Origin of the sequence: Variovorax sp. OK212 (assembly GCF_900112425.1) — a bacterium.
GTDB lineage: Bacteria > Pseudomonadota > Gammaproteobacteria > Burkholderiales > Burkholderiaceae_C > Variovorax.
Map to the genome: position 1 here is coordinate 165,285 of NZ_FOLP01000007.1, position 14,110 is coordinate 179,394.

The 14,110-nt window shown below is 67.5% G+C and carries 14 protein-coding genes; 10 read left to right on the forward strand and 4 right to left on the reverse strand.

The genetic code is table 11. The features are described 5' to 3' along the window. Window positions 1–9: 9 nt before the first annotated feature. Entirely contained in the window at window positions 10–795 is a 786-nt protein-coding gene (locus tag BM004_RS21645; RefSeq protein WP_093123214.1) for an IclR family transcriptional regulator, read from the forward strand. A gap of 51 nt (window positions 796–846) precedes the next feature. Here BM004_RS21645 and BM004_RS21650 read toward each other — a convergent pair whose 3' ends face one another. After that, window positions 847–1,488: a GntR family transcriptional regulator gene (locus BM004_RS21650; RefSeq protein WP_093216616.1), complete on the reverse strand. Its 642-nt coding sequence runs from the start codon at window positions 1,486–1,488 to the stop codon at window positions 847–849. Window positions 1,489–1,617: 129 nt separating this feature from the next. Here BM004_RS21650 and scpA point away from each other — a divergent pair, with 129 nt between their 5' ends. From scpA to BM004_RS21690, 8 genes are all read left to right on the forward strand, one after another. Next, window positions 1,618–3,780: a methylmalonyl-CoA mutase gene (gene scpA, locus BM004_RS21655; protein WP_093216847.1), complete on the forward strand. Its 2,163-nt coding sequence runs from the start codon at window positions 1,618–1,620 to the stop codon at window positions 3,778–3,780. A gap of 8 nt (window positions 3,781–3,788) precedes the next feature. Then, window positions 3,789–4,262, forward strand: coding sequence for a GNAT family N-acetyltransferase (locus BM004_RS21660; RefSeq protein ID WP_093123205.1), 474 nt, complete (start codon window positions 3,789–3,791; stop codon window positions 4,260–4,262). A 44-nt stretch (window positions 4,263–4,306) separates the two neighbouring features. Then, complete coding sequence (meaB, locus tag BM004_RS21665) at window positions 4,307–5,299, forward strand: methylmalonyl Co-A mutase-associated GTPase MeaB (RefSeq protein WP_093216849.1); 993 nt, start codon at window positions 4,307–4,309, stop codon at window positions 5,297–5,299. Next, the gene (locus tag BM004_RS21670) at window positions 5,296–5,979 is read left to right on the forward strand and encodes a hypothetical protein (RefSeq protein ID WP_143072470.1); all 684 of its coding nucleotides are present in this window, start codon (window positions 5,296–5,298) and stop codon (window positions 5,977–5,979) included. The genes meaB and BM004_RS21670 overlap by 4 nt, the downstream gene beginning before the upstream one ends. Window positions 5,980–6,023: 44 nt before the next feature. Then, window positions 6,024–7,568: an acyl-CoA carboxylase subunit beta gene (locus BM004_RS21675; protein WP_093123199.1), complete on the forward strand. Its 1,545-nt coding sequence runs from the start codon at window positions 6,024–6,026 to the stop codon at window positions 7,566–7,568. Between the two features lie 129 nt (window positions 7,569–7,697). Beyond that, window positions 7,698–9,746 (forward strand): acetyl-CoA carboxylase biotin carboxylase subunit, encoded by a 2,049-nt coding sequence (accC, locus tag BM004_RS21680; RefSeq protein WP_093216621.1) that lies wholly within the window; start codon window positions 7,698–7,700, stop codon window positions 9,744–9,746. Further along, the gene (gene bioB / locus BM004_RS21685) at window positions 9,746–10,810 is read left to right on the forward strand and encodes a biotin synthase BioB (RefSeq protein ID WP_093216624.1); all 1,065 of its coding nucleotides are present in this window, start codon (window positions 9,746–9,748) and stop codon (window positions 10,808–10,810) included. Before accC ends, bioB begins: the two co-directional genes overlap by 1 nt. Next, a complete protein-coding gene (locus BM004_RS21690) occupies window positions 10,807–11,334 on the forward strand; it encodes a VOC family protein (protein WP_093216852.1) in 528 nt (175 codons plus the stop codon). Before bioB ends, BM004_RS21690 begins: the two co-directional genes overlap by 4 nt. Here BM004_RS21690 and BM004_RS21695 read toward each other — a convergent pair. Beyond that, entirely contained in the window at window positions 11,324–11,821 is a 498-nt protein-coding gene (locus BM004_RS21695; protein ID WP_093216627.1) for an Lrp/AsnC family transcriptional regulator, read from the reverse strand. The two genes, BM004_RS21690 and BM004_RS21695, sit on opposite strands and share 11 nt — an antisense overlap. 116 nt (window positions 11,822–11,937) lie before the next feature. Here BM004_RS21695 and yedA point away from each other — a divergent pair, with 116 nt between their 5' ends. After that, the gene (yedA, locus tag BM004_RS21700; RefSeq protein WP_093216630.1) at window positions 11,938–12,867 is read left to right on the forward strand and encodes a drug/metabolite exporter YedA; all 930 of its coding nucleotides are present in this window, start codon (window positions 11,938–11,940) and stop codon (window positions 12,865–12,867) included. On the opposite strand, the gene BM004_RS21705 is transcribed toward yedA, so the two are convergent. Beyond that, window positions 12,833–13,477 carry a LysE family translocator gene (locus BM004_RS21705; RefSeq protein WP_093123185.1) on the reverse strand — a complete coding sequence of 215 codons (645 nt, stop codon included), beginning with the start codon at window positions 13,475–13,477 and terminating at the stop codon, window positions 12,833–12,835. The genes yedA and BM004_RS21705 overlap by 35 nt on opposite strands. Continuing rightward, complete coding sequence (locus BM004_RS21710; RefSeq protein ID WP_093123182.1) at window positions 13,474–14,106, reverse strand: RnfABCDGE type electron transport complex subunit B; 633 nt, start codon at window positions 14,104–14,106, stop codon at window positions 13,474–13,476. The genes BM004_RS21705 and BM004_RS21710 overlap by 4 nt, the downstream gene beginning before the upstream one ends. Window positions 14,107–14,110 lie beyond the last annotated feature (4 nt).

A 14,110-nucleotide genomic window follows, 5' to 3' on the forward strand; every position in this document is an offset into this window, starting at 1 on the left:
TTTCGATACATGAATGACGCGATTGGCGGCAAGGAAGAAGTAAGCGCGCTCGGCCGGGGCCTGGCCCTTCTCAAGGTCATCGGCATGGCGGCGGCACCGATAGGCAATCGCGAACTGGCAGACACCACGGGCATCCCCAAAGCCACGGTGTCACGGCTCACCGCCACGCTGGTGAGCGCGGGGTACCTGCGGCAGTCGCAGGACAGCGAGCGCTTCAGCCTCGGCCCGGCGCTGCTCGACATGAGCGCCCGCTACCTGCGGCATTTCGACCTGCGCACGATGGCGCGGCCTTACTTGGCCGAACTCTCGGAATCGGCCGGCGTGAGCGTGCACCTGGTGGTGCGCGACGAGCTCGACATGCTGGTCATCGACTCGCTGCGGCCCCGCTCGGTGGTGATCAGCTCGCGCATCGAGGTCGGCACGCGCATGACCATCGCCACCTCGGCCGCCGGCCGGGCCTACCTAGCTGCGCTGCCGGCGCCCGAGCAGGCGGTGCTGATGGAAGAGATCCGGCTCGAGAGCGGAGAGAACTGGGACGCCATCGAGCCGCGCCTCGCGGCCGGGCTCGACGAGTACGCGCGGCTGGGCTACTGCGGCTCGTTCGGTGAATGGAACCCGCACATCCATGCGATCGGCTTCGCGCTGCAGGGGCCGCGCGGTGAACGGTATGCGGTGAGCTGCGGCGGGCCGGCCTACCTGCTGCCGAAGGACGCGATGGTCGCGCGCATCGGGCCGTTGCTGGTGGAGGCGGCGCAGCGCATTGCCGGGGAAGCCGGCACCCTGAACGTCGACTGACAGCGTCGACCGACAACGCCGGCGGACAACGCCGACTGAGCCGCCGCGCGCCTAGTTCGCGGCTTCCAGCCCGTTCTGGAAATGCTCGCGCATGCGGCTCATGGCGGCCTCGGCGTCGCGCGCCTCGATGGCTGCCATCACCGCGCGGTGCTCCGCCAGCGACTCGCCGATGCGGCCCGCCTTCAGCAGCGAGTTGTGCCGGTTGAGCTTCATCACCTTGCGCAGGTCGGCCACCATCTGGTCGCGCCACTTGTTGTTGGCAATGGCCAGCAGCTGCATGTGGAAGCGCTCGTTCACCGCAAAGAAGTGCTCGCGGTCTTCGGGCGAGGCCGCGGCCTCCAGCTCGGAATGCAATGCCTTGAGCTCGGCGCGCTGCGCGTCGGTGGCGCGCTCGGCCACCACGCCGGCGGCGTCGCTTTCCAGCAGGGAGAGCAGGTGGTACACGTCCGCCAGGTCCTGCTCGGACACCTCGGTCACGTAGGCGCCGCGGCGCACCTTCATCGTCACCAGGCCTTCGGCCGCCAGTACTTTCAGCGCCTCGCGCAGCGGCGTGCGGCTGATGCCGTATTCCTCGGCCAGCTTGAGTTCGTCGATCCAGCTGCCGGGCTCCAGCTCGCGGCGGAAGATCCGCTGGCGCAGCAGCTCGGCCACCTCTTCATAGAGGGCGCGGGGGGTGAGGGTGACGGCGGACATGGGGCGGACTGTACTTCAAAAAAGGCGTTTGAATTAATAATTATGGATGGGGTAGACTCGCGGCCGGCTTGCAAATCCGTGCAGGCAAATTTGCGAACCCCCTTGCAAGACTCTGCGAACGGCCCCTTCATGAGCAGCACACCCGAACCCACTTTCAAGCCCGCCGACCTCGAAGCCTGGGCCAAGTCCGCTGCCAAGTCCGCGCCCGGCGGCGACGTGAACGCGCTGAACTGGGTCACGCCCGACGGCATCAGCGTGAAGCCGCTGTACACCGCGGCCGACCTGCAGGGCCTGAAGTACACCGACACGCTGCCCGGCTTCGAGCCCTACCTGCGCGGCCCGCAGGCCACCATGTACGCGGTGCGCCCCTGGACCATCCGCCAGTACGCCGGCTTCTCCACCGCCGAAGAATCGAACGCGTTCTACCGCAAGGCGCTGGCCGCCGGCGGGCAGGGCGTGAGCGTGGCCTTCGACCTGGCCACCCACCGCGGCTACGACAGCGACCATCCGCGCGTGACCGGCGACGTCGGCAAGGCCGGCGTGGCCATCGACTCGGTGGAAGACATGAAGATCCTGTTCGACCAGATCCCGCTGGACAAGGTGAGCGTGTCGATGACGATGAATGGCGCCGTGCTGCCGGTGCTGGCGGGCTACGTGGTCGCGGCCGAAGAGCAGGGCGTGGCGCAGGACCAGCTGAGCGGAACCATCCAGAACGACATCCTCAAGGAGTTCATGGTCCGCAACACGTACATCTTTCCGCCGGCGCCGAGCATGCGGATCATCGGCGACATCATCGAGTACACGGCGCAGAACATGCCCAAGTTCAACTCGATCTCGATCAGCGGCTATCACATGCAGGAAGCCGGCGCCAACCAGGCGCTGGAGCTGGCCTTCACGCTGGCCGACGGCAAGGAGTACGTGAAGACCGCGCTGGCCAAGGGCCTCGACGTGGACGGCTTTGCCGGGCGCCTGAGCTTCTTCTGGGCCATTGGCATGAACTTCTATCTGGAAGTGGCCAAGATGCGCGCGGCGCGCCTGCTGTGGTGCCGCATCATGAAGGAGTTCAACCCGAAGAACCCCAAGAGCCTGATGCTGCGCACGCACTGCCAGACCTCGGGCTGGAGCCTCACCGAGCAGGACCCGTACAACAACGTGGTGCGCACCACCATCGAGGCGATGGCCGCGGTGTTCGGCGGCACGCAGAGCCTGCACACCAACGCGCTCGACGAAGCCATTGCGCTGCCCACCGAGTTCAGCTCGCGCATTGCGCGCAACACGCAGCTCATCATCCAGGAAGAGACGCACATCACCAACGTGATCGACCCCTGGGCCGGCAGCTACATGATGGAGAAGCTCACGCAGGACATGGCCGATGCGGCCTGGGCCATCATCGAAGAGGTCGAGGGCATGGGCGGCATGACCAAGGCGGTGGACAGCGGCTGGGCCAAGCTCAAGATCGAGGCGGCCGCCGCCGAGAAACAGGCGCGCATCGACTCCGGCAAGGACGTGATCGTGGGCGTCAACAAGTACAAGCTGAAGACCGAGGACGCGATCGACAGCCTGTCGATCGACAACGTGAAGGTGCGCGACCAGCAGGTGGCGCGGCTGCAGAGCATTCGCGCCGCGCGCGACAGCGCCAAGGTGCAGGCCGCGCTCGACGCGCTGACCGAAGCCGCCGAAAGCAACACCGGCAACCTGCTGGCGCTGAGCATCGACGCGGTGCGCCTGCGCGCCACGGTGGGCGAGATCTCCGACGCGCTGGAGAAGTCATTCGGCCGCCATCGCGCCGACACGCAAAAGGTGACCGGTGTGTACGCAGCGGCCTACGACTCGGCCGAGGGCTGGGAAACGCTGAAGACCGAGATCAATGCCTTCGCCGAAGCGCAGGGCCGCCGTCCGCGCGTGATGATCTCCAAGCTGGGCCAGGACGGTCACGACCGCGGCGCCAAGGTGGTGGCCACCGCCTTTGCCGACCTGGGCTTCGACGTCGACATGGGCCCGCTGTTCCAGACGCCCGAGGAGTGCGCGCGCCAGGCGATCGAGAACGACGTGCATGCCGTGGGCGTGAGCACGCTCGCAGCCGGCCACAAGACGCTGGTGCCGGCCATCATCGACGAACTGAAGAAGCAGGGCGCGGACGACATCATCGTGTTCGTCGGCGGCGTGATTCCGCGGCAGGACTACGACTTTCTCTACGAGGCCGGCGTCAAGGGCATCTACGGACCGGGCACGCCCATTCCGGCCAGTGCCAAGGACGTGCTGGAACAGATCCGCGCGGCGGTTTCCGCCTGAGACGCGACGTGAGCGATCTCTTGTCGCGGCTGTCGCTGCAGCCGGTGGACTCCAGCGATTTCGAAGCCATGCTGGCCCTGCGCGTCGACGCGATGCGCCCGAGCCTGGAGCGCGTGGGCCGCTTCGACCCCGAGCGTTCGCGCGAGCGCCTGAGCGCGGGCTTCGTGGTGCCCTACATGCACCACATCGTGCTCGACGGCGAGCAGCGCGTGGGCTTCGTCACGCTCAAGCCCGAGGGCAGCGACGCGCTGCGCCTGGACCACCTCTACCTGCGCACCGGCTTCCAGGGCCTGGGCATCGGCGAATGGGTGCTCGAGTGGGCCAAGGCGCAGGCGCGCGAACAGCAACGCGACATTGCGCTCACCGCGCTGGTGAAGAGCGACGCCAACCGCTTCTACCTGCGGCACGGCTTCGTGCTCGAAGGAGAGGAGGGCGTCGACCTGCATTACCGCTGGCGCGTGGCGTCGGAGGCGGCGTGCTGAACACGGTGCTGGAGCTCGAGCGTGCGCTGACCGATTCGCCCGGCATGGCGCAGCGACGCGCCATCGCCAAGGCCATCACGCTGCTCGAATCGACGCGCGCCGACCACCGCACGCAGGCCGACGAGCTGCTCACCGCGCTGTTGCCACGCACCGGCCAGTCGTTTCGCCTCGGCATCTCGGGCGTGCCCGGTGTCGGCAAGTCGACCTTCATCGAAACGCTCGGGCTGCTGCTGATCGACAAGGGCCACCGCGTGGCGGTGCTCACCATCGACCCGTCGTCCACCGTGTCGGGCGGCTCCATCCTGGGTGACAAGACGCGCATGGAGCGGCTGTCGGTGCACGAGCGCGCCTACATCCGGCCGAGCCCGTCGAGCGGCACGCTGGGCGGCGTGGCCGAGAAGACGCGCGAGGCCATGCTGGTGTGCGAGGCCGCGGGTTACGACGTCGTGATCGTCGAGACCGTGGGCGTGGGCCAGAGCGAAACGGCCGTGGCCGGCATGACCGACATGTTCGTGCTGATGCAGTTGCCCAACGCGGGCGACGACCTGCAGGCGATCAAGAAGGGCGTGATGGAAATCGCCGACCTGGTGGTCATCAACAAGGCCGACATCGACGCCGCCGCCGCCACGCGCGCGCAGGCGCAGATCACCTCGGCGCTGCGCCTGTTCGGCCACCAGGGCAACCCCGAGCACGCACATGCGGTGCACGACGCGCACAGCGGCGCCGAAGTGCGTTTCTGGCTGCCCAAGGTGCTGCAGTTGAGTGCGCTCGCGGGCACCGGTGTCGAGGCCTTCTGGGACGCCGTCACGCAGTTCAGGCAACTGCAGACCGCCAACGGCAAGCTGGCCAAGCGCCGCGAGAAGCAGGCGCTGTCGTGGATGTGGGAGCGCATCGACGCGGGGCTCAAGCAGGCGTTTCGCCAGCATCCCCAGGTGCGCGCGTCGCTCGTCGAACTGACGGGCCAGGTGACCAGCGGGCACACGCCCGCCTCGGTGGCGGCAAGACAGTTGCTGGCGGCTTTCCGGACTTCGGTGTGACCCCATCTCCCGACTTCGAGACCCGGCTGCGAGCCATCGCGGAGTCGTTGCTCGACCGCCGGTTGACGCCGTCGGACGGCATCGACCCCGCGGAATGCCAGGCCGCTCAGGCACGGCTGCAGGTGCCGCTGCCCGAGGCGCTGCGCGTGCTCCATGAATGCGTGGGCAATGTGCCGGCGTTCATGACTTCTTTCCAGCGCTTTGCCAAGTTGGACGAACTGCGCATCGAAGATTCCCGCCTGGTGTTCGCCGAAGAGAACCAGGGCGTCTGCTGCTGGGGCGTTCGGCCCGACGACGCAGCGCAGGTGGTCTGGCAACAGACCGACGGCAAGACCAACGCCTGGCATGCCGAGTCGCTCGACCTGCCGTCCTTCGTGCTGCTGCTTCTCTACTACCAGCTGGCGCAGGGAGGTTACGCGCATGCGGCCAGTCTCGACACCTCGGACCCCGACGAGGCGCCCGCCACGCGAGCGCTTTTCGATGCGCTGGGCACGGGCTCGGGTTGGCAACGCGTGGTGGACCACAACGCTCTGGTCATTCATGCCGACGGCCCGCGCCTGGTCTGGTACTTCGGCGACGCGAGCGGCCCCTCCGCCGACGACGGCACGGTCTTCGCCAGCATGCTGAAGGCGGCGGACCTCGAGCCTTTCGTGCGGCGGTTCAATTTCCAGCGTCTCTGAGACGTCAGAACAAATTTCACTTCAAGAACGATTGCGAGCAATTCATGCAAGAACTGATTGAACAACTCGAACAGCGCCGCGCCAAGGCGCGCCTGGGCGGCGGGCAGAAGCGCATCGACGCGCAGCATGCCAAGGGCAAGCTCACGGCGCGCGAGCGCATCGAGTTGCTGCTGGACGACAACACCTTCGAAGAGTGGGACATGTTCGTCGAGCACCGCTCGGTCGACTTCGGCATGGCCGAGCAGAAGATCCCCGGCGACGGCGTGGTCACGGGCTACGGCATGATCAACGGCCGCCTGGTGTTCGTGTTCAGCCAGGACTTCACCGTCTTCGGCGGCGCGCTTTCCGAGGCGCACGCCGAGAAGATCTGCAAGGTGATGGACCAGGCCATGAAGGTCGGCGCACCGGTCATCGGCCTGAACGACTCTGGCGGCGCACGCATTCAAGAGGGCGTGGCCTCGCTCGGCGGCTATGCCGACGTGTTCCAGCGCAATGTGATGGCCTCCGGCGTGGTGCCGCAGATCAGCATGGTGATGGGCCCCTGCGCGGGCGGCGCGGTGTATTCGCCCGCCATGACCGACTTCATCTTCATGGTGAAGGACTCCAGCTACATGTTCGTCACCGGCCCCGACGTGGTGAAGACGGTGACGCACGAAACCGTGACGGCCGAGGAACTGGGCGGCGCCATCACCCACACCACGCGCAGCGGCGTGGCCGACATGGCGTTCGAGAACGACGTGGAGGCGCTCATGATGCTGCGCCGCCTGTACAACTACCTGCCGCTGAACAACCGCGAGAAGCCGCCGGTGCGCCTGGGCAACAACGGCCAGGGCGACCCGGCCGACCGGCCCGACTATTCGCTGGACACGCTGGTGCCCGACAACCCGAACAAGCCCTACGACATCAAGGAACTGATCCTGAAGGTGGTGGACGACGGCGACTTCTTCGAGCTGCAGCCCGACTACGCGAAGAACATCGTGATCGGCTTCGCGCGCATGGAAGGCCAGACCATCGGCATCGTGGCCAACCAGCCGCTGGTGCTGGCGGGTTGCCTGGACATCAAGAGCAGCATCAAGGCGGCGCGCTTCGTGCGCTTCTGCGATGCCTTCAACATCCCGGTCGTCACCTTTGTCGACGTGCCCGGCTTCATGCCCGGCACGGGGCAGGAGTACGGCGGCATCATCAAGCACGGCGCCAAGCTGCTCTACGCGTACGCGGAGTGCACGGTGCCCAAGATCACCGTCATCACGCGCAAGGCCTACGGCGGCGCGTACGACGTGATGGCTTCCAAGCATTTGCGTGGCGACGTCAACCTGGCCTGGCCGCGCGCAGAGATCGCGGTGATGGGCGCGAAGGGCGCGGTGGAAATCATCTTCCGCGAAGACAAGAACGACCCCGAGAAGCTGGCCGCCCGCGAGGCCGAATACAAGGCCCGTTTCGCCAACCCGTATGTGGCGAGCGCACGCGGCTACATCGACGACGTGATCCTGCCGCACGAGACGCGCAAGCGCATCTGCCGCTCGCTGGTCATGCTGCGCGAGAAGAAGCTCGAGAACCCGTGGCGCAAGCACGGCAACATTCCGCTTTGAGCCGAACGGAGAAGAAGAACATGTTCAAGAAAATCCTGATCGCCAATCGTGGTGAAAGCGGCCGCAAGGCCGCTTCGGCGAAGCCAAATTGCTTGGCGCGCGCAGGCGATTTCCACGCGGAGACCCGAAATGTTTAAGAAGATCCTGATCGCAAACCGCGGGGAAATCGCCTGCCGCGTCATCCAGACGGCCAAGAAGATGGGCATCCTCACGGTGGCCGTCTATTCCGACGCCGACAAGGAAGCCCGCCACGTCGAGCTGGCCGACGAGGCCGTGCACATCGGCGCCGCGCCCAGCCGCGAAAGCTACCTGCAGGCCGACCGCATCATCGCGGCCTGCAAGCAGACCGGCGCCGAGGCGGTGCACCCGGGCTACGGCTTCCTGTCGGAGAACGAAGCCTTCGCGCGCAAGGTCGAGGAAGAGGGCATTGCCTTCATCGGGCCGAAGCACTATTCGATTGCGGCGATGGGTGACAAGATCGCCTCGAAGAAGCTCGCGAACGAAGCCAAGGTCAACACCATTCCGGGCTGGAACGACGCCATCGAAACGGCCGAGCGCGCGGTAGAGATCGCCAAGGAAATCGGCTACCCCGTGATGATCAAGGCCTCGGCCGGCGGCGGCGGCAAGGGCCTGCGCGTGGCCTTCAACGACAAGGAGGCCTTCGAGGGCTTCACCTCGTGCCGCAACGAGGCGCGCAACAGCTTCGGCGACGACCGCGTGTTCATCGAGAAGTTCGTCGAGGAGCCGCGCCACATCGAGATCCAGGTGCTGGGCGACTCGCACGGCAACGTGATCTACCTGAACGAGCGCGAATGCTCCATCCAGCGGCGCCACCAGAAGGTGATCGAGGAGGCGCCGTCGCCCTTTATCTCCGACGCCACGCGCAAGGCGATGGGCGAGCAGGCGGTGCAGCTGGCCAAGGCCGTGAAGTACCAGAGCGCGGGCACGGTGGAGTTCGTGGTCGGCAAGGACCAGAGCTTCTACTTTCTCGAGATGAACACGCGCCTGCAGGTGGAGCACCCGGTGACGGAGTGCATCACCGGGCTCGACCTGGTCGAGCTGATGATCCGCGTGGCGGCCGGCGAAGCGCTGCCGCTGACGCAGGCCGAGGTGAAGCGCAACGGCTGGGCCATCGAGTGCCGCATCAATGCCGAAGACCCGTTCCGTAGTTTCCTGCCCTCGACCGGCCGGCTGGTGAAGTTCCAGCCGCCCGCGGAGACCATGTTCGCGAGCGACACCGAGCACCTGAACGGCGTGCGCGTGGACACCGGCGTGTACGACGGCGGCGAGATCCCGATGTACTACGACTCGATGATTGCCAAGCTCATCGTGCACGGCAAGGACCGCCAGCAGGCGATTGCCCGCATGCGCGAGGCGCTCAACGGCTTCGTGATCCGCGGCATCAGCAGCAACATTCCGTTCCAGGCGGCGCTGCTGGCGCATCCGAAGTTCGTGGCGGGCGACTTCAACACCGGCTTCATCGCCGAGCATTACGGCAAGGGCTTCCACGCGGAAGACGTGCCGCACGCCGATCCGTCGTTCCTGGTGGCGCTGGCCGCCTACGTGCACCGCCGCTACCGCGCGCGGGCGTCGGGCATCAGCGGGCAACTCGCAGGGCACGGCGTGAAGGTGGGCGAGCAGTTCGTGGTGGTGGCGCTGGGCCCGGAGGGCAAGCATGTGCACCACCCGGTGTCGGTCACCGACTTCCACGGCAAGACCGGCGCGAGCGCGGTGGCCGTGGGCGGCAAGAGCTACAAAATCGACAGCAGCCTTGCGCTGGGTGCGATCCGCGTGCAGGGCACGGTCAACGACAAGCCCTTCACAGCGCAGGTGGAGCGCGGCGCGGGCAAGAACCCGCTGGCGCTGCGCGTGTCGCACGACGGCACGCAGATCGAGGCCATGGTGCTGTCGCCGCTGGGCGCGCGCCTGCTCGAGCTGATGCCCTACAAGGCGCCGCCGGACCTGAGCAAGTTCCTGATGTCGCCGATGCCGGGCCTGCTGGTCGAGGTGTCGGTGCAGCCGGGGCAGCAGGTGCAGGCCGGCGAGAAGCTCGCCGTGATCGAGGCGATGAAGATGGAGAACGTGCTGTTCGCCACGCAGGACGGCGTGGTGGGCAAGATTTCCGCGAACAAGGGCGAGTCGCTCGCGGTGGACCAGATCATCATGGAGTTCAACTGATGGGTGCCAACGACCTGCAACAGGCGATCACGTTGCACCGGCCATCAGGCCCGGGAACCCCGGTAAACCCGGCAGCGCCGGCCGGCCCCAAGGCCACGGACCGCTGGTCGCTCGAGGCCATCCAGGCGCTGCTCGACAAGCCCTTCATGGAACTGCTGTTCGAGGCGCAGACGGTGCATCGCCAGCATTTTCCGGCGGGCGACATCGAGCTGGCCACGCTGCTGTCGGTGAAGACCGGCGGCTGCCCCGAGAACTGCGGCTACTGCCCGCAGTCGGCCGAGTTCGACACCGGCGTGAAGGCGCAGAAGCTCATGGAGGTCGACGAGGTGGTGCGCGCCGCGCAGGCCGCCAAGGACGCCGGCGCCACGCGCTTCTGCATGGGCGCCGCCTGGCGCGCGCCGAAGGACCGCGACGTGGAGAAGGTGGCCGTGCTGGTCGAGGCCGTGAAGGGCTTGGGGCTGCAGACCTGCGCCACGCTGGGCATGCTGGAGCCGCACCACGCGCACCAGCTCAAGGCCGCGGGCCTGGACTACTACAACCACAACCTGGACACCGCGCCCGAGTACTACACCGACGTGGTCGGCACGCGCACCTACCAGGACCGGCTGAACACGCTGGCCCACGTGCGCAGCGCCGGCATCAGCGTGTGCTGCGGCGGCATCGTCGGCATGGGCGAGGCGCCGGTTCATCGCGCGGGGCTGATCGCGCAGCTGGCCAACCTGAACCCGTACCCGGAGTCGGTGCCCATCAACAGCCTGGTGCGCGTGCCCGGCACGCCGCTGGCCGACTCGGAGCCGGTGGACCCCTTCGACTTCGTGCGCATGATCGCGGTCGCGCGCATCACCATGCCGACCGCGCGCGTGCGGCTGTCGGCCGGGCGCCAGCAGATGGGCGATGCCGTGCAGGCGCTGTGCTTCATGGCGGGTGCGAATTCGATCTTCTACGGCGACAAGCTGCTGGTGACGGGCAACCCCGACGTCGAGGCCGACACGGTGCTGCTGCGCAAGCTCGGGCTCAACGCGCGGCAGGTTCAGGAAACAAGCGAAGAAGGATGCGCCGCATGACCACTGCCACCACGACGACGACGCCCACGACCCCGACGACCCCGGCGGCGCGTCCGTTCAAGGTGCTGGGCATCCAGCAGATCGCCATCGGCGGCCCCGACAAGCTGCGCCTGCAGAAGCTGTGGGTCGAGATGCTGGGGCTCGAAGTGACCGGCACGTTCAAGAGCGAGCGCGAGAACGTCGACGAGGATATCTGTTCGATGGGCGTGGGGCCGTTCAAGGTCGAGGTCGACCTGATGCAGCCGCTGGACCCCGAGAAAAAGCCGGCTGTTCACACCACGCCGCTGAACCACGTGGGGCTGTGGATCGACGACCTGCCCAAGGCCGTGGAGTGGCTCACGGCGCAGGGCGTGCGCTTTGCGCCGGGCGGCATCCGCAAGGGCGCGGCCGGCTTCGACATCTGCTTCCTGCACCCGAAGGCGAACGAGGAGTTCCCGATTGCGGGCGAGGGCGTGCTGATCGAGATGGTGCAGGCGCCAGCGGAGGTGGTCGCGGCTTTCAGCGCGCTGGCCGCTACGCGTTGATGACTTTCTTGATCGGCGGCTTCACGTCCGCTCGCCGAGGCGGCAGCATCGCCTGGTGCTCGCGCGCCGGGTTCAGGATGATCGAGGTCGCCGTCTCGGTGAGGATGCAGAACTTGGTGACCACCGCGTCGAGGTGGCTCACGTCGATCACCGCGATCTCCAGCACCCAGCTGTCTTCTCCGGTCACGTTGTAGGCATTGACGCATTCGGGCGTCTGCTGCACCAGCTCGACCACGCGCGCGTAGTCGGCACGGCCCACGCGAATGATCGCGCGGATGCCGTAGCCCAGCTTGCCGAGGTTCACGGTGGCGCGGTAGCCGCTGATGACGCCCGCGGCTTCCAGCTTCTTCACGCGCTCGGTCACGGCCGGCTGGCTCAGGTGCACGCGGCGGCCGAGCTCGGCCATGGTGAGGCGCGCGTCGGCCTGCAGTTCGGCGAGGATGCGGGTGTCGTGGGCGTCCAGCGAGGGGTTCAAGGAAAAGTCCATGCAACTCCTTTAAATCGACTGTTTGGTGGGCGTGGAAGCATGAAATCTGCATGGCTTCCGAAGGATAGCTTTCATACCATGAGTGCCATCGAATGCCAACAAGAGACACCCTCGCCATGTCCACGCTCACCTCTCCCGCCCGCGCCGCGCCAGCAGCGGGCCACCCCGGGTTGCCTCCGCTGCTGTGGCTCTGCCTTGCCGCCACCTGGGTGGTGTGGGGCTCGACCTACCTTGCGATCAAGTACGCGCTGATCAGCTTTCCGCCGTTCCTGCAGATGGGCTCGCGCTTTCTGTTCGCGGGCGTGCTGCTGGCGGTGTGGATGCGCTGGCGCGGCGCGCCGTGGCCTTCGCTCGCGCAGTGGCGCAACGCCTTGGTCGTCGGCGCGCTGATGCTGGGCGGTGGCATGGGCGGCACGGCCAATGCCGAGGTGTCGATCGGCTCGGGGCTGGTGGTGGCGTTCATCGCGGTGATTCCGCTGCTGATTGCACTGCTCAACCTGATCTGGGGCGTGAAGCCCTCGCGGCTGGAGGCGGCGGGCATTGCGCTGGGGCTCGTCGGGGTGCTGATGCTCACGCAGGGCAGCGGCTTCAGGTCGTCGCCCGAGGGGCTGGTGGCCATCTGCATCGCGTGCGTGTGCTGGTCGCTGGGCAGCGTGCTGAGCCAGCGCAGCCTGCCGTTGGCGCCGGGTGCGATGGGCTTTGCGAGCGAGATGCTGTGCGGCGGCGTGGTGCTGATGGGGCTGGCCGCGGTATCCGGCGAAACGATGAGCTGGCCGCCGCAGGCCGAAGCCGTTGCGGCGTGGGTCTACCTGGTGGTGTTCGGCTCGCTGATTGCCTTCAACGCGTACATGGTGCTGCTGGCGAAGGCGCCGGCCGCGCTGGCGGCGAGTTACACGTTCGTGAACCCGGTGATCGCGATGCTGCTGGGCGTGTGGATCGCCCACGAGACGGTCACGCGCTTCGAGTGGTACGCCGTGTGCGTGGTGCTGGCGGGCGTGCTGCTGTTGCTGTTCAAGCGCCGGGGCGGCGCCACACGGCAAGGGTAGCGGCCAGCAGCCACATGCCGGCCGCGCACCCGCGGTTCATCGCCTTGAGGCCGCGCTGCGAGAGGAAGCGCACGGCCTGCGTGCCGGCGCCGGCGTAGGCCAGCATCACGCAGGTGTCGAGCGCGACGAACACACCGCCCAGCAGCAGGTACTGCGGGCCTTGCGGCTGCGTGATGTCGACGAACTGCGGCAGGAAGGCCGCGAAGAACAGCACCGTCTTCGGGTTCGACAGCGCCACGGCCAGGCTGCGCGCGAGGGCGATGCGGCCGTGCGGTCGCGCTTCGGGCGACCCTGCCGTTGCGGCCAGCGCGGTGCGCAGATCGGTGGCTTCGCTGCGCCAGAGCTTCACGCCCAGCCACACGAGGTACACCACGCCGGCGATGCGGATGGCGTTGAAGAGCCATTCCGAAGCCGCGAGCAGCGAGCCCAGGCCCAGCGCAACCACGGCGATCAGCGTGATGCTGCCGAGCGACGCGCCCGCGATGCCCCAGCTCGCGCGGCGCATGCCGCCCTCGATGCCGTTGGACAGCGCCAGCAACATGGTCGGCCCGGGGATCAGGGCCAACGCCAGCGAGGCGGCGGCGTAGATCAACAAGGTGTCGAGCGTCATGGCTTGGCGGGCGGTGGGCGTTGTTGCGATGCGGCGCGGGCGCGCGCCAGGGCGGCTTCGACGATGGTGCGCTTGCGTGCACCGGCGTCCTGCGGGGCTTCGGCCGCGGCCGGCTTGTCGGCCAGGCGCGCCTCGGTGTTGCGGTGGGTGCCGTGCAGCGCGTAGCGGCGCCGCGCGTGGCCGGCCTGTTCGGCCGACCAGGCCTGCCAGCCGCTGCGGCCCGGTGTTTCCACTTCGAGCGAGATGCAGTCGACGGGGCAGACCGGAATGCACAGCTCGCAGCCGGTGCAGTGCGCCTCGATCACGGTGTGCATGCGCTTGTTGATGCCGACGATGGCGTCGGTGGGGCAGGCGTCCAGGCACAGCGTGCAGCCGATGCACCAGGCCTCGTCGATGACGGCCATGGCGCGCGGGCCTTCGGTGCCGAACTGCGCGTCGAGCGGCAGCAGGGGGCGCCCGGTGATGAGCGCCAGCCGTTCGATGCCTTCGGCGCCGCCCGGCGGGCACTGGTTGATGCCGGCTTCCTCGTCGGCCACGGCTTGCGCGTAGCCGGCGCAATCGGGATAGCCGCACCGGGTGCACTGCGTCTGGGGCAGTGCGTCGTTGATGCGTGCGGCGAGTCCGTTCACTGGA